Annotated in this window: 12 protein-coding genes; 8 read left to right on the forward strand and 4 right to left on the reverse strand. The window is 41.7% G+C overall.

Annotated features, from left to right (window positions below):
- The first annotated feature begins 39 nt into the window (after window positions 1–39).
- Complete coding sequence (locus tag H6G92_RS06585) at window positions 40–2,865, forward strand: peptidoglycan-binding protein (RefSeq protein WP_190892033.1); 2,826 nt, start codon at window positions 40–42, stop codon at window positions 2,863–2,865.
- 85 nt (window positions 2,866–2,950) lie between these two features.
- Window positions 2,951–3,973: an NADP-dependent oxidoreductase gene (locus tag H6G92_RS06590; RefSeq protein ID WP_190892035.1), complete on the forward strand. Its 1,023-nt coding sequence runs from the start codon at window positions 2,951–2,953 to the stop codon at window positions 3,971–3,973.
- Window positions 3,974–4,287: 314 nt separating this feature from the next.
- Here H6G92_RS06590 and H6G92_RS06595 read toward each other — a convergent pair whose 3' ends face one another.
- Together H6G92_RS06595 and aroA are read right to left on the reverse strand one after the other, a co-directional pair.
- Entirely contained in the window at window positions 4,288–5,385 is a 1,098-nt protein-coding gene (locus H6G92_RS06595; protein WP_190892037.1) for a fatty acid desaturase family protein, read from the reverse strand.
- A 334-nt stretch (window positions 5,386–5,719) separates the two neighbouring features.
- The gene (gene aroA / locus H6G92_RS06600) at window positions 5,720–7,000 is read right to left on the reverse strand and encodes a 3-phosphoshikimate 1-carboxyvinyltransferase (RefSeq protein WP_190892039.1); all 1,281 of its coding nucleotides are present in this window, start codon (window positions 6,998–7,000) and stop codon (window positions 5,720–5,722) included.
- A 166-nt stretch (window positions 7,001–7,166) separates the two neighbouring features.
- Between aroA and H6G92_RS06605 the strand changes: the two genes are divergently transcribed.
- From H6G92_RS06605 to H6G92_RS06625, 5 genes are all read left to right on the forward strand, one after another.
- Window positions 7,167–7,928, forward strand: a complete 762-nt coding sequence (locus H6G92_RS06605) for a DUF928 domain-containing protein (RefSeq protein ID WP_190892041.1) — start codon at window positions 7,167–7,169, stop codon at window positions 7,926–7,928.
- A gap of 137 nt (window positions 7,929–8,065) precedes the next feature.
- Window positions 8,066–10,288 (forward strand): CHASE2 domain-containing protein, encoded by a 2,223-nt coding sequence (locus tag H6G92_RS06610; RefSeq protein WP_190892043.1) that lies wholly within the window; start codon window positions 8,066–8,068, stop codon window positions 10,286–10,288.
- Between the two features lie 287 nt (window positions 10,289–10,575).
- Window positions 10,576–10,884, forward strand: a complete 309-nt coding sequence (locus H6G92_RS06615; protein WP_190892046.1) for a hypothetical protein — start codon at window positions 10,576–10,578, stop codon at window positions 10,882–10,884.
- A 130-nt stretch (window positions 10,885–11,014) separates the two neighbouring features.
- The gene (locus H6G92_RS06620; protein WP_190892048.1) at window positions 11,015–11,305 is read left to right on the forward strand and encodes a hypothetical protein; all 291 of its coding nucleotides are present in this window, start codon (window positions 11,015–11,017) and stop codon (window positions 11,303–11,305) included.
- Between the two features lie 319 nt (window positions 11,306–11,624).
- Window positions 11,625–13,847: an FdhF/YdeP family oxidoreductase gene (locus H6G92_RS06625; RefSeq protein ID WP_190892050.1), complete on the forward strand. Its 2,223-nt coding sequence runs from the start codon at window positions 11,625–11,627 to the stop codon at window positions 13,845–13,847.
- Window positions 13,848–14,005: 158 nt separating this feature from the next.
- On the opposite strand, the gene H6G92_RS06630 is transcribed toward H6G92_RS06625, so the two are convergent.
- Window positions 14,006–14,455: an orange carotenoid protein N-terminal domain-containing protein gene (locus H6G92_RS06630; protein ID WP_190892053.1), complete on the reverse strand. Its 450-nt coding sequence runs from the start codon at window positions 14,453–14,455 to the stop codon at window positions 14,006–14,008.
- Between the two features lie 715 nt (window positions 14,456–15,170).
- Here H6G92_RS06630 and fdhD point away from each other — a divergent pair.
- A complete protein-coding gene (fdhD, locus tag H6G92_RS06635) occupies window positions 15,171–16,043 on the forward strand; it encodes a formate dehydrogenase accessory sulfurtransferase FdhD (protein ID WP_190892056.1) in 873 nt (290 codons plus the stop codon).
- A gap of 284 nt (window positions 16,044–16,327) precedes the next feature.
- Here fdhD and H6G92_RS06640 read toward each other — a convergent pair whose 3' ends face one another.
- Window positions 16,328–19,501, reverse strand: coding sequence for an efflux RND transporter permease subunit (locus H6G92_RS06640; protein WP_190892058.1), 3,174 nt, complete (start codon window positions 19,499–19,501; stop codon window positions 16,328–16,330).
- Window positions 19,502–19,688: the final 187 nt, after the last annotated feature.

Below are 19,688 nucleotides of genomic sequence, written 5' to 3' on the forward strand. Positions count from 1 at the left end.
TAGATAAACATAACAGCATAAATCTGAGAGGACATCACCATGTATAAAAAATCAACAGGTTGGATACCAGACTACCCCGATTTTAGAGACTATCGTATGGACGAAATCAATCAGAAGTTAATGATCACAGTCCAAGATATACAGATAAATAATGATAATGATTCCCAAAACAGTATAGAAGAATTGTTTGAGTTATTAAAATTAATAAAAAATGGACTAAATCCAACTCTCGAAGAGACACTCGCCTCAAAGTTCAACAATTTTCAGCAAAAGATAAATAAAGGTTTCAAATTAGTCAATGCTAAAGCTCTTAAAGAACAGATATTTTTAGCTCATGGTTGTGCAGGGCAGGAAGTCTATAATCTTCAACAGAAGTTGCTGGAATTTAGCGAATATGAGCATATTTTTGGAACTGAGGGACAAAAAATTAGGAAATTTGTAGATGATTTTTCAAAATCAGATTATCTGGAATATGGTTATTTTGGTGAAATTACAAAGGAGGCAGTAAAACTATTCAAGAGTATTTTTGGTCTCTCAATTGTCTCAGATGACAGTATTGATAGGGCTAACACTGATGACAAGGTTGATAGTGTTGTAGATCAAGTAACACTCTATACTTTAGACCGAGTTTTAGAAATCTTAAAACTTCAAAAAACAGAAGAAACTTCTAAAGCTAAAAGCACGGAAAAAACAATTAAAAAATTTGGAATGTTTGATCCAGAAATTAAAGACATTCAAATAAAACTGAATAAACTAGGCTATCTCAAAAATTTAGGAGAAAATAACGGGGCAATAAAAGGATTCTTTGACTATCTAACAGAGGATGCAGTTCAAGAATTTCAAAGACAATATCATCCTTCAAAGGTTGCTCGTGTTGATGGGATAGTTGACGAAAAGACAAAGAGAATCCTAGATGATCTATATGATGCACAAGCAAAACAATATTCTGGTGATGATAAACTTAAAAAAGTACAGCAGCTTTTATGTGAGTTAGGAGAATTTGATGGACAAGTAACAGGGTATTCTAGTCGGCAGACAGATACAGCTATAAAATCATTTCAAGCTAGATATGAAATAGAAATAGAAAGGGATGATGTTGATTGTACAAAAACCTTACAAGTATTAAGTGACTTAGTTGCGCTCAAAAAACAACAGCAACGGGAAGTTTTACCTGCATCCTCAACAATACCCATAACCCTTTATGAAATAATCTTAAGGGTTTTTGAAATTTCTGAATTGAAACCTGAACATTTTGTTAATGAAAAAATAATTCCAAAAGCTACGGATAGTATTAATTCTGATCTCGCCAAACACCGAGATGCGTTGAAACGAGCAATTGACATGATAGTTAAATTGGTTGCTCAACTAATTTCTCCTTTAGCTAAACATAGAAATCTTGAAAAAGCTGTAAGAGACGTATTAGATAAGCTAGATCAATGGTTCGATAAATCTGAATACGTTAACTATATCCGTCAAGAAAATAATCAACAAGGGAATAATAAATCAGGGATTAATGCTAAAAACAATAAATATTCTCAGCAAAAGTTGTGGGAAAAATCTAGTATTTTTTCTCAAGCAGAACAGGAAAAAAACTTATTTAAAGACTGGGATTTAAATCCAGTGTCTTTATATATAGCTATTTCAGCAATTTTAAATTTCAAACAATCCCTGAGTAATATTGATAAGAAAATTACTGATCAAGTTTGCCTAGATAAAGATAGAAAAAAGAAATTAGCTACATCTTTAAAAAAGATAGATGATATATTTAAATCTATCAAAGATTTAGAAGTAACTATCAAGAATTTAAAAATTAGTCTGAATTATAATCCTCAAGTTCAGGGAGAAAATAATTCAAAAACTCAACCGAATAATCTGAGAACAGTCATCCAAATATTACCCGAACGTCAAGATTATCCAAAGCATTTGGAGAAAAGTCTAGAGTTTCAAAGTGATTTACAACTTCCGTTAGAAGGACATTTACAAAAATGTGTAAAACAAAAACAAAAACAAGAAAATAGCAAGAATGTAACTGTATATTTATTAATGCCAGAATTTGTAGATTTAACCTTCTGGTGTTCCCCAATTGAAGACCAAGGCTCATTGGATTCATGTACGGCACATGCCGGTGTTGCTTTAATGGAGTACTTTGAGAAAAGAAGTTTTGATAGATATGTCGATGCTTCTCGGCTCTTTCTTTACAAAGCAACACTCAATCTCATGCATCGTCACGACGATGCAGGAGCATCTCTTCGGGAAACCATGCGGGCAATGGCATTATTTGGCGTGCCTCCAGAAGAGTATTGGCCCTATCAAGAAGACAGGTTTAAAGATGAACCAACCCCTTTTTGCTACTCTTTTGGTCAAAGTTATCAAGCGCTGAAATACTTCCGTCTAAATCCCTTAGGTACTACAGGAAATATACTGTTATTCCGAATTAAAACAGCTTTAGCCGCTGGTTTTCCCTGCGCCTTTGGGTTTACTATGTATTATTCCATCGAGGATTTAAACCCAAGTGGGTATATTCCATACCCAGTTAAAAACGATAAGGTAAAAGGAGGTCATGCTGTTGTTGCAGTTGGCTACGACGACCATAAAGTAATAGAGAACGCTGATGGTAGTAGATGCTCACAAGGAGCATTGCTAATCAGAAACTGTTGGGGAACCCATTGGGGTGAAGGGGGCTATGGTTGGCTTCCTTATGACTATGTATTGGAAGGATTGACAAATGATTGGTGGTCGCTGCTCAAGTCTAAGTGGTTTGAGACAGGACACTTCGGGTTAGAAGCAAACGATTGGGTGTCTAATTTGGGGGGAGGGCCTACAGATAATACACCAAAAGAGAACTCTAAGCCGCCTAGAAATTAGGGCAAACGCACGTAGTTTTAGCAAACCCTTGGTGATAAGGATATTGATGAAAAAAATCGCCTAAAACATGAGAGGAAAATAACTTATGTCCGATTTAATTAACAAACAAATCATCCTCAAAAGTCGTCCAGTGGGCGAACCAAAAGAGAGTGATTTTGCTCTAGTAGAAACACCAACTCCCGAACCAGGTGAAGGCGAAATTCTTAGCCGTACCATTTATCTATCTCTCGACCCTTATATGCGTGGTCGCATTAGTGGAGGCCAGTCTTATGCTGCACCGGTAGAATTAGGTTCAGTTATTGTCGGTGGTACAGTTAGCCAAGTAATTAAATCAAATCATCCTCAATTTCAAGTAGGAGATTTTGTTCTTAATAGTAACGGTTGGCAAACTTATGCTGTATCTAAGGGTGAGACACTGCGTAAACTTGATCCTACTCAAGCACCTTTATCCTATAGTTTAGGTGTACTAGGTATGCCTGGCTTGACTGCTTATGCTGCTCTGCTTGATATCGGTCAACCTAAAGAAGGTGAAACTGTTGTGGTTTCAGCTGCTTCTGGTGCTGTCGGTGCAGTAGTAGGTCAAATTGCCAAAATTAAAGGTGCGCGAGTAGTGGGAATTGTCGGGAGTGACGATAAGCGGGATTATATAGTTAAGGAATTAGGTTTTGATGTTGGCATTAACCGCAAAACTCAAGAACTTGATTCAGCGCTCAAAGAAGCTGCCCCGAATGGCATTGATGTTTACTATGACAATACAGCAGGTGTGATTTTAGAAACTGTCTTGCCGCAGATAAACCTTGGGGCAAGAATTCCACTAGTAGGTTTGATTTCAGAATATAACGCCACATCTACTCCACCAGGGCCTAATTTAATGCCACTACTAATCAAACGGGCTTTAATCAAAGGTTTCTTAGTTAGCGATTACCAACATCGGTTTAATGATTTTTTGCATGATATTACTGGATGGTTGCAGTCTGGTCAACTCAAGTATAAAGAAGACGTAGTTGTTGGTTTAGAGAACGCTCCTGGTGCATTCATCGGTTTACTTCGAGGTGATAATTTTGGCAAGTTGATTGTTAAAGTTAATGACGATCCAACAGCAGCTTAATCGGTTATTCAGTTGGGTATGTGGTACGTTGACACTCAAATTATTTCCAAATGAGCGAAAATTCTGGCACACCACTGGATAAAAGGGAGCAAATTGTTGAAAATCAGCGTCAGGAGTAGATAATTCAACTAAAGTTTTAGGTGTAATATCATGTCCGGTAAAAGACTTATCATTAAGACCGCAGGGAGCAGGGGGAAAGAGAGTTTTAAGATTTTTGCATAGATGCCCTGAATAATAACTAATTAAGCGGACATGATATCACTAGATGCACAATGGTTTTAGGAGTAAGCTGCCACTACTGCTGACATTCTGCTTTAACCCTTTGAATTTTCACTTGTAGAACAGGGAACAGATTTTTTACCCGACCAATCTGTAAGAGTATTTTCATCTTTATAATGCCGGGGTGTTTGCAGCAGCAAGTTCCAAGCCTCGCTAGCATCCAATAAATTAAACTGTTCAGAATAGTGAGTTTCCAATAAATCTCTAACTACGAAGTAATAGTCAGAGTTCATTCCTGGAAAAATATGATGTTCAGTATGGTGAGAGAAATTTAAATGCAACAGGTCAAAGAATTTATAAACCCGGAGAGACATACTATTAATAAGTGGATCATTAACGCTGGTCATTCTACAAAGCAAATGATTGGTATAAATGTAAAAAATTATCCCACCATAGCCAATTCCAATAGGTAAAAAGTAACCAAGTATGAGTTTAAGGGGTTCAAATTGGAGATAGATTAGGATGCTTAAATGAATGACGATCATCATTAATAATTCCCCTGCGATCGCACGACGATCTTTAGGACTAACTGTAAATGCAGCAGGAACATAATCGACGGATTCACTATTAAAAAATAGCACAGATGTGAGATTGCGAAAAGTATGTACTCCCCAAGCTGAAGTCAATCCGACTGTGAACCAAATAGGATTGACTTCACTAGAAGGCACAAATAAGTCCTGAATCCATTTTCCCCAGGTTGAAGACTGTTCGTATAAGTAATTACGATCCGGGTCGCTCAAATCATTAGTGTGATTATGATGTACTCGGTTATGAACTGCTTTCCACAATGTTGGTGGCATCCACAACATTGTTAGCCCTAGAAAGCTAATGATATAGGTTAACCGGGCGTTTTTAATCACGCTACCATGCATCAGATCGTGGGAGCTAAATAGTAAGACAACCACGCTATTACCCATAATGATGCTTAGAGGTAGATAAAGCCATAAAAGAGATGGCGACCAACAATCTAACCGAGCCGCTATCATCCAGCCTAATATTAAAATTGTCAGATTAATGAACAAGATAATTAACTTGCTTGGATCTGGGATAAATGCTTCGGGTGGAATCAGGGAACGTAGTTCTTTTGCATATATTTTCTGGTGAATCAGTGTTTGATCAGTACTAACATTCATAAATCTTTGTTACCTAGAGAATTGAACTAAATACAGTTTTGGGGTGAATCGTAGCGTTTAAAAACGCAGAGAAATGCAAAGTCTTTCGTAATTTTATGCATTACGGACTTATGAAAGCCTATACTATAGCAATTCCAAAAGCTAACTGCTCTCCAAGACTTCGCCAAAAAAGATGATGGAGAGATAGGACTGATGTAAAAGTTAACTATAGAAGGACGAGCAAGGGAGCAAGAGAAGCAGTTCTTCAGCAATAAAAGAATGAAAAACAATCTTTTATTGGCTTTGAAGTTACTTCTGTTTTCTAGCAATCAGTAAATTTTGCTGTTCTAGCCTCTTATTGTTCTAACATTTGGAAGAATCGGGTGAAGTAATCTGGAAAGGTTTTCGCTGTACAGCCAGGATCTTTAATCACAATTCCTGGAACCTTCAAGCCCGTGACAGCAAAAGCCATCGCCATTCGATGATCGTGATAGGTTTCAATCGCCGCCGGAGTAATGGGGCCAGGCTCAATTTTCAGTCTATCTGCGAATTCTTCAACCTTGACTCCTAGGCGACGCAACTCTGTGACTACAGCTTTAATCCGATCGGTTTCTTTATATCGAATATGTTCCACATTCCGAATGGTAATCGGTGAACTGGCAAAAGGCGCGATCGCTCCTAATGTTTGCACTAAATCCGATATATCATTCATATCAATGTCGATGCCTTGCAATTGCTTTGGCCCCGTCACTTCGGTGTAATCATCCGAATCCTTAATTTGGCAACCCATCTGTTCTAAGACATTCAGCCACAGAATATCTCCTTGACAAGATTGTTTGGTCAAATGTTTGACGCGCACCCGTCCACCCGTGACGGCGGCGGCGGCAAAAAAGTAAGAAGCATTTGACGCATCAGGTTCTACTGTGTAATGTCGAGCTTGGTAACGTTGACCGGCTTTGATCTGAAATTGATTATCGCCGATTTGAATCACCTCAACGCCAAAATCTGCCATTAGACGACAGGTCATCTTAACGTAAGATTGAGAAACTAATGTCCCCTCAACCTCGATGATCGTATCTTGTTGAGCATAAGGCGCAATCATCAGCAATGCCGAAAGTTGCTGACTTGTTTGGTTGGCTTTCAACCGAAAATTTCCGCCAGCGAATCCCTGACTATAGACGGTGTAGGGCATAAACCCAGAGTTTCCCTCAAAGTTTATGGTTGCTCCACCCGTTTGCAGCACCGTCAACAAGTCGCCCATCGGCCGTTCTCGCATTCTGGGAACGCCATCTAGGCGATATTCGCCGTTCCCCAGTGCCACCAACGCCGAGATAAACCGTGCTGCTGTACCTGCCAAACCCACAAATAAATCTGCCTGTTTAGCTGGAATGTCGCCTCCTCTTCCCGCCACTTGGATCTTTGCCAGATCAGGATTCAGTGTAATAGGAATGCCCAATTGCTCTACGCATTTGGCAAAATACTCGCTGTCTTCACTAAATAAGGCATTTTCTAAAATTGAGTCACCTTGTGCCAAAGCAGCAACAAGCAACGCCCGATTGGTAAGACTTTTAGAACCGGGAATTTCTACCGTGGCATCCACTGGCCGATTTAGAGCAGGAATTGCAATGGTATCCACGTTAAACCTCTACGTAGGCGGTTAGCTACAACTTTATATATTGCCATATTGTAACCAAATTCGTAATTCGTAATTCGTAATTCGTAGTTGAGTGAAAAATCTGACTTTGCTTTTGGGAATACTTGATTTATTCCCCTGACTAATCTAGAACCTAGGTATTTTCAATATGAAATGGATTAAACCATCTCTATATTTTGTTGCCTTTTCCTTACCTTTGTGTTTGCTTTCTGCTCTCACAGCACAGGTACAGGCTCAGTCGGATCATTCCAATAAAACTTGGCAAATTAGTCAGACATTTAAGCCGCCACAGCGGGGAAAACCTCCCGCAAGTGCTGGTGGTTCTACCCGTGGTGGCTCTTGCATAACAGGGAAAAAACTAGTAACTCCCTTAATACCTCCAGATAAATTAGGGCTGACATTTGCTCAACGTCCAACATTTTTCTGGTATGTACCTCCATCTAAAGTTAAAACAGCCAAGTTTCTGCTTTTAGCTGAAGACCAGAACGTATTTTATGAAACATCTTTTACACTACCGAATAAACCAGGAATTGTGAGCTTCAAACTTCCTGACAGTGCCCCTGCACTTGCTGTAGGTAAAACTTATCACTGGTATCTAACAATTGTTTGTGATGCTCAAGACTCCAGCGAAAATCCCACTGTAGATGGTTGGGTGGAACGCACTCAACCAGGAGCACCCTTGTCGGAGGCGTTAGCAAAGGCAAATTTGTACAAGTTTCCCAGCATCTATGCAGAAGCTGGGATTTGGCATGAGGCGCTGACTAGTTTGGCACAACTGCGCCGGACTGAGCCGAATAATTTAAAAGCAAGGCTGGATTGGAGACAATTTTTCAAGTCAGTAGGTTTGAGTGCGATCGCTTCAGAACCATTGATCGATTGTTGCACATCTAAGAATTCACCACCAAATTGAACAAGGGCATTGAAAAGAGGCAGAGGGGAAAATTCTCCCTTGCTCCCTGCTCCCTGCTCCCCTGCCTCTTCCCCACTCCTAACTCCTAACTCTTGTACAGACGCGATTAATCGCGTCTCTACTCAACATTAAATATTATGTGGGCAAAGCTGAAACCGCAAATCTGGCAATGGCGGGGTGTTTTACTTGCTGTTCCGAATATTACAGCCCTGGTGATTGCACTACGTTTGACTGGATTACTGCAATTGTTGGAATTGGCAGCACTGGATCAATTTTTTCTCCTCCGTCCACGAGAGTCGGCTGATACCCGCATCGTCATAGTTGAAATTAATGAAGCAGATATCCGCAAACAAGGTCAGTGGCCTATGTCTGACGGAAATCTTGCCAGTTTGTTAGAAAAAATCAAACAGCAGCAACCCAGAGCAATCGGTTTAGATATTTATCGTGATTTACCTGTCAATCCCGGTCATCAAGACTTACTTAAGGTCTTTAAGTCTACTCCCAATTTAATTGGAGTCCAAAAAGTCTCTGATACTATTGATAGTTCGGCGGTTGATTCATCTCCAGAACTGAAGCAACTTCATCAAGTTGGGTCGAATGACATACCCATAGATGGAGATGGCAAAATTCGGCGAGGATTGTTGTACGTAAATTTAAATAATGACGAGATTCTCGAAAGCTTTGGGTTAAAGCTGGCATTGTTGTACTTGAAACCTGAAGGTATTACCCCAAAGCCATCAGCAGCTAACTCTAATTACTTGCAATTAGATCGGGGTGTTTTCCCGATTTTTGAGGCTAATGATGGCGGTTATATCCGAGCAGATGCGGGGAGTTACCAAGTGCTGTTGAACTATCGAGGACGGATACAGCAGTTTACTAAAATTTCTCTTAGCGAAGTGCAAGAAAATCCCATTCCACGAGACTTAATGCGAGACAAAATAGTATTAATTGGTGCTACCGCTGAGAGTTTGAAGGATCTATTCTATACGCCTTACAGCAGTAATGTATTGGCTGAACCAGAACGGATGGCGGGTGTAACAATTCATGCTAATTTAATTAGTCAAATTTTAAGTGCGGCAATGGATGGTCGTCCACTGATTAAGTGTTTACCTGAGTCGCTAGAATGGCTATCAATTTTGATTTGGTCAATTATTGGCGCTAGCTTGTGTTGGCTGCAACGCCACAGTAGCAACCAAAAAATGCTCATGGCTGTTAGTGTTTTGTTGGCAGGTAGCGGTTTACTTGGTGGCAGTTTTTTGGCGTTTTTGGCTGGTTGGTGGATTCCCGTTGTCCCTTCAATGCTGGCATTTGCAGGTTCTGCGATCGCACTCACTCAGTATATTGCTCAAAGCGCTACTGAGATGCGAAAAACCCTCGGCCGCTATCTAACTGATGAAATTGTCGCTAATATCCTGGAAACTCCTTCTGGGTTAAAGCTAGGGGGAGAACGAAGAAAAGTTACGGTTCTCGTGTCTGATTTACGAGGATTCTCAGCTATTTCTGAACAATTGCCCCCCGAAGAAGTAGTAAAGATTTTGAATCTTTATCTGGGAACAATGACAGATGTGATTAACCAGTATAAAGGCACAATTAATGAGTTTATGGGTGATGGTATTTTTGTGATATTTGGTGCGCCAATTAGTCGCAAAGATGATTCTCAACGAGCGATCGCTTGTGCTATTGCGATGCAATTGGCAATGCAGCAAGTGAACGAACAAAATCAGCAAATGAATTTCCCAATTCTCGAAATGGGAATTGGAATTAATACAGGCGAGGCCGTGGCGGGAAATGTTGGTTCTCAAAAACGCGCTCAATATACAGTTATTGGCAGTCATGTTAATTTAGCTGCCCGAATTGAGTCTTATACCGTGGGAGGACAGATTTTAATTTCTGAAAATACCTGTAAGGATGCCAATATTGACCTACAAATTGCTGGACAACTACAAATAGAACCTAAGGGAATAAAACACCCTGTGACAATTTGTGAAATTCGTGGCATTGGCGGTCAATATAATTTATTCTTGCCTGATGATGATCAAGAAATGATCATTCTCAATCAAGAAGTCCCTGTGGAATACACCATTTTGCAGGGAAAACATGCAGTGGGAACAGTATTTTTGGGAGCATTGATTAGCCTCTCAGAAAAAAAGGCGCAATTACAATCGCCACATTCTCTAGAACTGTTGAGTAATCTCAAACTCAAGTTATTGATTGAACCAAAACTAGATACAGAAGAAGAATATATCTATGTCAAGGTGATCCAACAATCTCATGTTGACGAGCATCTTTTTCTGCTTCGGTTTACAGCTGTTCCCCCAAAAGCGATCGCAATTCTCAATGCACTCCGTCAGCCTGGGTGAGATTAAGGCATCAATGTTGAAATGCTAACAAAGGGAGGTGTATGTAAATAGAGTCAACCGAAAAAGTAGGTAGTTCAGCTTTTTTTAAAATAGTAGCAATTGTTGCTGATACAAGCTGGCGATCGCGGTAAGATTTTGGACTTAAGCCTGATCAAACTCCAATAACTCCTAACTCTGACCGAATAATTAATAATTCGTAATTTATGGTATGGAGCAATTTAGTTGAGTTATGGAGATAAAAATATGATTTTTTCTAAAACTGAGATTTAATTACATCCGAAGGACAAATGACCAACGTAAACAACTTTCAAAGACTAGTAGAACTTGCAAACGATCATGGAATTATTTGCCAGCCAACCCCAGAAGAATGTTTGATTGCATCCTTGCCTGGAGACGATGATTTCTTATTAGCTTTTACTTGGTCTGGTACAGTTGAAGGAGAGCCGCCAGAGCATGAATTAATCGCAATTAGTGTACAGGATATAGTCAAAGAAGTTACTGTTGCAGCTTGGCAGATTCCTTTTTATTTATTCGGAAATGTTTTAAGGCAAGCTCAGATGCTTGTCGCTGCTCATAAAGATTTTGTTAGCAGTTAGCAGACAAGCTTTAGCTAAAAATTGCTATCCCTGTCCTCTGTGGCAGGGATTTTTATTTGAACTACTACTTTAAGAGACCATTTATCGCCATCCAAGCACTGTTGCAACCCTGACTGCGGTTCCCATTCAGATGCGGTACAACATTACATCACGAGCTGTAGGGGCACGGCACTGCCGTGCCCCTACGAGTCTACCTCACGTAAACGAGAGTGGCGATCGCAGTCAGGAATTTAGTCTTAGATTTGGAGACTTCAGTCTCTACTACAAACTGAGCATCATTATAATTTGGTTCATCAGTGTAACTCAAAAAATTAAAGCTGTAGTTATTACAACTCCTTCTGTATTAACTACAGCTTCTTCTTTATTAACTACAGAAGAAGCTGTAGTTAGTAATGTTTCTAGTTTGATAAGTAACGCTTAAGTTGTTGTTACTGCGCCTGAAGCTGTAGTTAATAATGTTTCTAGTTTGATAAGTAACGCTTAAGTTGTTGTTACTGCGGCTGAAACAGTAGTTATCAATGCTGAAGCTGTAGTTAATAACGTTCCTAGTTTGATAAGTAACGCTTAAGTTGTTGTTACTACGGCTGAAACAGTAGTTATCAATGCTGAAGCTGTAGTTAAGACACAAGAAGTTAATCTTCTCAGTTTTCATCTCCTATGTCTAGATTTTTAACCACCTGCTACTCAATCGCGATTCAAAACGGTAGCCTTAAATAATCCAGCAACTCACACACTGCATCATGTTACCTAAACCCAAAAAGCACTGGACACCCTCAAACTGGGCAAGTTGGAAGCCTTTCGGGATTGGCGAACAGTACCCCAACAACTACTGGGAAGTCTTTCGGGCTATTTGGCTGTCTCGTGACAAACTACCGTATGCGTGGAATATTCTCGATAAAGGTGTCTGCGATGGTTGCGCTCTCGGAACAACAGGGATGAAAGATTGGACTTTAGATGGCATTCATCTCTGCAATGTCCGGTTGCGGCTGTTGCGGATGAATACGATGCCAGCTTTTGACCCTGTACTACTAGAAGATGTTTCGCAATTGCAAAAGCAAAAAAGTGCCCAATTACGAGACTTGGGACGGCTTCCTTACCCGATGATTCGTCAACGAGGGGAAAAAGGTTTTCGTCGTGTTAGCTGGGATGATGCTTTAGGGGTAATTAGCGATCGCATCCGCACTACCACACCAGACCGCCTCAGTTTTTATGTTACCAGTCGCGGTACTGTCAACGAAACTTATTATGCCACCCAAAAAGCTGTGCGAGCAATGGGAAGCAATAATATTGATAACGCGGCCCGCATTTGCCATTCTCCCAGTACAGCAGGACTGAAAGCTGCTCTGGGTGCAGGGGCTACTACCTGTTCTTATAAAGACTGGATTGGAACTGATTTATTAATCTTCATTGGTTCCAACGTTGCTAACAATCAGCCTGTTACCGTTAAGTATCTCCATTATGCCAAGAAAGCTGGCACTAAGATTGTAGTTATTAATACTTACCGTGAACCAGGAATGGAGCGCTACTGGGTGCCCTCAATTGTAGAAAGTGCCGTTTTCGGTACAAAGTTTGCCGAAGACTTCTTCTTAATCAACATGGGCGGGGATATAGCATTTTTGAATGGCACAATTAAACATATAATTGCTAACAACTGGGTAGACCAGTCATTTATAAATTTACATACAGTTGGTTTTGCCGAACTCAAAGCATCATTAGAAAGTCAATCTTGGGAAGAATTAGAGCGGCTTTCTGGTACATCCCGCGATGAAATGTACGCCTTTGCCAAAATGGTCAAAGAAGCTAATACAGCCGTATTTGTTTGGAGTATGGGCATTACTCAGCATGAATGCGGTGAAGATAATGTGCGAAGTATTATCAACTTAGCTCTTACCAAAGGTTTTGTCGGTCGGGAAGGCTGCGGTTTAATGCCAATTCGCGGCCATTCTGGGGTGCAGGGTGGCGCAGAGATGGGATGTTACGCCACAGTATTTCCTGGTGTTAAACCCATTACCCCAGAAAATGCTGCCCAATTGAGTCAGCATTGGGGCTTTGAAGTGCCAGCAAGTAAAGGTTTAATTGCTCCAGAAATGATTAACGCTGCACATCAGAAGCAATTAGATGTGTTGTTTTCCGTGGGCGGGAATTTTTTAGAAGTGCTGCCAGAACCAGATTATGTGGAAGCGGCGCTGAAGAAAATACCGCTGCGGGTACATATGGATATTGTTCTCTCCAGTCAAATGTTGGTGGAACCTGCTGATACTGTGGTGCTTTTACCTGCGACGACTCGCTATGAAATACCAGGGGGAGTAACAGAAACTAACACTGAACGCCGGGTAATTTTCAGCCCAGAAATTCCAGGGCCGCGCATTGGAGAAACGCGTCCAGAGTGGGAAGTGTTTTTAGAATTGGCAAGGCAGGTAAAGCCAGATTTGGCAGATAAGCTGGCTTTTGCTGACACAGCTGCTATCCGTCAAGAAATTGCTCAAGTCGTCCCCCAATACGCTGGTATTCAACATTTACAGCAGGCTGGTGACCAGTTTCAATATGGTGGATCACATTTGTGCTTTGGTTGGAATTTCCCTACAGCAGATGGTAAAGCACATTTTGGCGTATTATTGCCACCACAAAGAGAATTACCAGAGGGCTATTTTTTATTAGCAACGCGCCGAGGCAAACAATTTAATAGTATGGTGCAAGAACGCAAGGATGCAATTACTGGGGCAATACGAGAGGCGGTGCTGATGAATGCTGCTGATGCGGCAGAGTTGGGTTTAAAAGATCGCGATCGCGTCATTCTTAAGAATGATTTAGGCGAGTTGTTCTGTCAAGTCTACATTGCGCCAATTCAGTCAGGTAACTTGCAAGTACATTGGCCAGAAGGGAATGTGCTACTAGATAAAAGTAAGCGATCGCTTGAAGGTGTCCCTGATTATAATGCGATCGTGCGATTGGAAAAAATCTGAATCAAGTCTCATTTTTCCAATTTATTTCAACCAAATCTATCGTAGGGGCATAACAATACTGTGCCCCTACAGCCTGATTTATTTACCTGAAAATAGCTGTAATTTGCTACTTTCAGTTATCTCAAATTCTAGAGAATATTGAGAGTTATTAAACTTAGCTAACCCATCGCTTGTACCGCACTCAACATAAAATTAACCCGCTGTTCAAACTCTAGCTTTTTGATCAATGCGACAAATTCATCCGTTTCAGCAGGTAGTTGATAGTCGGAAGGTACTTGGATGATGGTTCCATTGTCCATGCCTTGTGCTAGCAGCAGCCAAACCTCTAATTTGGCATTAGGACTTAGACTATTATAGGTTTGGCTAATATTGTTAGCTGCACCATTAATAATGTCGCGCTGTGCTTGCAGTTGCTCTTCTTTAGACAAATCTAGGATTTGGTCAAACACTGCTTTAGCAGGAGTTTCAACACTTTGAGGAGGTGCCGGGTTTAGCTGCTCTTTAAGATCCAAATAACCAAACCAAAGTAAGGCTAGCTGAGTATCTACATCAAAGCGTTGAAAAGTTTCTAAAGCTGGTCTTGTTGCTTCATCAACTGTGTAAGTCATAAAAAACTCCAACTAAGTTAAGGCTATTGTGATTTCCTTAGTTACTTGCTAAGAAAATTTGCTTTTAGTACTTCATACAACTTAACTAACAAATGCAGATAGATAACCCTACTTAGGGTAGGGATAGGACTCATTACATAAGACAGATATAGATAACCGAAGTTGCTAGTTACAAAAATGGCTGCTTCGATGTATAGGAAAGCTAAATAACGTCTGTGACTGTAAGCGATCGCTTGAAGGGATTGCTGATTATAAGCAACCATTCTGTATCTAGCTACAGAGATAAGCCAGAATCAGCCTGTAGCATATATCAACAATACAGCAGATAACATTAGAATAATTACTTACTAAACTGTTCAAGCCTCCCCCACAAACGCTTATTGTGGGGGTTTTTTAGCCGTAAAGTCTCAAAAGCCTTACTTACAAATAATTTATAGGGGTTCTCGTTTACGTGAGCTATACCCGTAGGGGCACGGCAGTGCCGTGCCCCTACAGCTCGTGATGTAATGTTGTACCGCATCTGGGTGGGAACTATATAAAAGAATACAGTACTTGAAATTCGGTGCTAAAGGTGACAAATCGTTTTGCTCAACAACAGGTGCAACGTGCCGAATAAGAAAAACAAAGAGCCGATCATTTAGCAGCAAAACTGGGAGAATTAAATATTGAGCGAGAAAATTTATAAAAATTGCTCATGCCTAAAATTTTCTAGATAATGAATAGACAAACTGGCAGTAAAACCAAAGCGCAAGTTTGGGTTGTGGAAAATGGTAAAGTGCGATCGCGTTTAGACCAACTCACCACCGAAGAACCTTTAGAAATTCGCCTCGTTCCTCTCCAAAAGACGGTAGCTGTAACCATGCGGACACCAGGGGCAGATTTTGAACTAGCTGCTGGTTTCCTCTACAGTGAAGGAGTCGTTAGCCACAGGGAAGATATCCGACGTATCAGCTACTGTGTGGATGAATCGGTAGATGGTGAGCAACGCCATAACATTGTAAATGTAGAACTGCGGGATGGTTTGATTCCAGATTTACAGCCTTTAGAGCGTCATTTCTACACTAGTAGCGCCTGTGGAGTGTGTGGTAAAGCTAGCCTTGAAGCTTTGCGTCTGCGGGGATGTCCAGTGATTCCTTCTGGGCCAACAGTAACGCCTGAGATTATCTACAGCTTACCAGACAAGCTCCGGGCTGCTCAAGGTATCTTCACAGCTACAGGGGGTTTGCACGCTGCGGCTAGCTTTAATATTCAAGGACAACTGTTAAATCTGTGGGAAGATGTTGGACGACACAATGCTTTGGATAAATTGATCGGTTCAGCTTTGTTCAGTGATGAGTTACCTTTAAATAATTGTATTGTTTTGGTGAGCGGACGCTCTAGTTTTGAGATTTTGCAAAAGTCTACAACTGCCGGAGTTCCGATTGTTTGTTCTGTTTCCGCTCCCAGTAGTTTAGCGGTGTCTGTCGCCAATGAATTCGGGATTACCTTAATTGGATTCCTGCGCGGAGAACGGTTTAATGTTTACACTGGTTTGCAAAGAATAAACGCTGCTGAGAGGGGTTCTCGTTTACGTGACGTACACCCGTAGGGGCACGGCATTGCCGTGCCCCTAAACCTCGTGATGTAATGTTGTACCGCATCTGAATGGGAACCGCTATATAAGTAGGTAGGCATAATTAAAGATACAAGAAAATTCTAGTTTGTAGTGAGCGATTCATCGCTCGTAGCAAGGTTTCTCAGGACTAAAGTCCTTACTACAAACTTGGATTTATTTACGCCTAGCTACTTACCAATTCTCTATAAAGATGGAAATTAAGGGAAAATGCCTTTAAAATGAAGTTTTTTCAACGATTTTCCCACAAAGTCAATACCCTAGTTAGTAGCTAGTTTGTCCGGCTTTTTTGCAGATGGCGATCGCGGCGATTTACGTCCAGAGATATCATGTAGTAAACCCATCAGTGCGGGTACGACGGTGGGGGTCAAAATCGTAGAAAAAGCTAGACCACCTGTTAAGACGATACCTAACCCCTGATATAACTCTGAACCTTGTCCTGGTAGAACTGCTAGCGGTAACATCCCCAAAACGCTAGTTCCAGCAGACATGAAAATGGCCCGGAGGCGATCGCTTGTTGCATTATATAAGGATGCATCAAAATCCTCACCTGCTTGCTGGAGTTGCAAGGCGCGATCGACTAGCAAAATGGCGTTGTTCACAACCACACCTGTAAGGATCACAAATCCCAAAGCTGTAATCATATCTAATGCCACATTCATTCCCGGAATCATGTTGGCAATTACTAGACTCAATAGTGCGCCACTCATACCCATCGGCACTGTTGCCATAATCACTACTGGGTAAAGGAATGAGCGATACAACGCCACCAATAACAAGTAAGTAATCAAAATCGAAAATGCAAATGCAGCAGCTAATTGACCAACAGTTGTAGCTAACTGATCTGCTGAACCCGCCAGTTCTAGCCGATAGCCTGTTGGTAAACTTGCACGCAGAGGAGTCAGAATTTCTTCTTCGGTACGTTCTACCAGGGTAGCAAGGGGGGCATCTGGTGCAAGGGAAACTGTAAGGCTAATGGAGCGCTCTAAATTGACGTGGTTAATGGCATCGGCTCCCGTTGTTTCACGGACTTCGGCGATATCGCCCAGTTGCACTTGTCGTCCTTGTGCATATAGAGGCAATTGGCGCAGTTGTTCTGGCGTTTCCACAGCAGTATTTTGCAGTTCCACTGAGACATCTAATTCTTCTTTGCCATCAATGTAATTGGAAACAACTCGACCGCCCAATGCTGCTTCTACCATTGAACCAATTTCTGCTTCCGAAAGTCCTACCTCCGCGATGCGTTCGCGGTTAGGAATTACTTGTAATTCCCCTGCACCCAAGACAAAGTTTGAGCGCACATTCTGCACTCCTGCAAGCGATCGCAATTTTCCGGTAATTTGCTTTTCTAAGTCACCAATCTGATTTAAATCAGCCCCAACAATATCCACTTCAAATTCTTTACCCGGATCGCGGAAGATAGAAATCCGCGTCGGGATGACAAAGCGGTATCCAGCAAAGTTGCTGCTTTGGGCGCGTAACCGATCCACCATCTCAGTGAGTCCTGTAGTGGTGGCAAATTCTGGTTTTAAGATAGTTGCAATACCGCGCAGTGCGCCTGGACGGTCAACATACATGATGCGCTCAACTTCTGGTTGCGATCGCAGAAATTTTTGCACAGGTTCAGATTGTCGAATCGCTTCGGGTATACTGGTTCCTGGTAACGGTTCCGCCCGCAATACAACTAAGTTCCGATTTCCTTCGGGTAGATAATCCGCAGGTGGTAAGAGAAAAATACTAGTAACGAGTAAAACAATCGGAATCGACAGCACAATTAACCTGCGACCAATCCGCTTACGTCCCAGTGACCAACTAACTGTAGCGGCGAGAAAGTTTTCCAGTTTGGTTTGGAAATGACGAAACACCGCAGAGGTTTTGGCCACCATCCGTTCAAACCAATTGCCGCCCCGATATTCACCACCCTGCATCATTTGCATGGCTTCCGATTGTTTGAGGAACAATCCCGATAGCATTGGGACTAAAGTTAATGCCGCAAACAGGGAGAATAGAGAAGAGGCAGAAAGTGCGATCGCCATATCGGCGTAGAGTTGCCCCGCTTCACCCGTCACCATTAACAAGGGTATAAATACCACTACGTTGGTTAACGTGGAACCAAGCATTGCGCCCCAAACTTCCTGAGTACCTTCAATAGCCGCCCGCATGGCACTTTTACCTTGCTGCATGTGGGTGAAGACATTCTCAATCACAACGATCGAGTTATCTACAACCATACCCACAGAAAATGCTAGTCCTGCTAGACTGATGATGTTCAATGTGCGTCCCAATGCAGACATAACAATGAACACAATAATTGTACCGATAGGAATGGTAATTGCAATTACAGCAACAGTTCGCATTGAGCCAAGGAATAGAACTAAGACGATAGTTGCTAGTAATGCTCCACTGACCAAGTTCTCTCGAACGAACGTTACCGATTGATTGATATACTCACTTTCGTCATAGTTGTAAACAAAGCGAATACCTTGGTTTTGCTGATCAAACTCAGTTTGAAGTGCCGCAATTTCCGCGCGGATGCCTTTAGCCACCTCTGGCACATTCGCCCCAATTTGCCGAATTACACCAATTGCTGCTCCAGGTTTGCCATTGAACACCAACGCACCATCTTGGGGTTTGCGTCCCATCTGGACTGTTGCTACATCCCGCAAGTAAACTGTGCCCGATTGGTCGCGTCGCAACACAAAGCCTTCAATTTGTGATAAATCTTGCGATCGGCTGATTGTGCGGACTCGGTATTCCCGTCGTCCGAGAATTAATGGCCCACCCCGAATATCGCGGTTATTTTCTTGAAGGATTCGCACTACATCGCCAATTGCGAGATTGCGATCGCTTAATGCTTTCGGATCAACCTTCACCTCAACTTCTCGTTCTTGTCCACCCACTAACAAAAATTGTCCAGTTCCCTGGACTCGTCGTAAGCGCGGAATTACTACTTCTTCTGCTAAGTCTCGATAACGGTCTGCATCCGGTTTAAATCCTTCTTTGGTATCAAACGGAATCCACATCATCGGCGAACTGTTACCACCTACCAGTTCTACATTCGATTCCTGCGCTTCTGGGGGCAAACTTCCCACCTGCTGCAAGCGGTTCAGAACATCTACCATCCTTTCTCTGGCGTTGGCATCTTGAGCAAATTCCAAGGTAATGCTGCTGCGTCCAGCACGAGAAGTACTGCTAATTTCTTGGACGCCTAGCACCTCTTCCATCTGTTCTTCGATGGGGCGGGTAATTAGGTCTTCTACTTCTGTTGGCCCTGCGCCAGGATATGTAGTTGTAATAGTAATTTCCGGGCGATCGCCTCCTGGTTGCAATTCTAGGGGTAACTTTAGTAATGAGAACACCCCAAACATTGCCAGCAAGCAAAACAAAACAAAAGTTCCATGTCGCCAACGAACAGCGGTTTCAATAAAGTTCATATTAATTGGTAATTCGTAATTCGTAGTTCGTAATTCGTAATTCGTAATTCAGAAAATTATATTTAAACTGGGTTTCCAGTATTTTGAAGAAGGAAAGGCTAAAGGAGAAAGAGATGATTCTTTCTCTTTAACCAACTTCTGCAAGAAGTCTATGGAAGCGTGGTGCAACCTATGTTACGCCGTGTGC

The sequence above is a fragment of the Nostoc foliaceum FACHB-393 genome (assembly GCF_014698505.1).
Taxonomy (GTDB): Bacteria; Cyanobacteriota; Cyanobacteriia; order Cyanobacteriales; family Nostocaceae; genus Nostoc; species Nostoc foliaceum_A.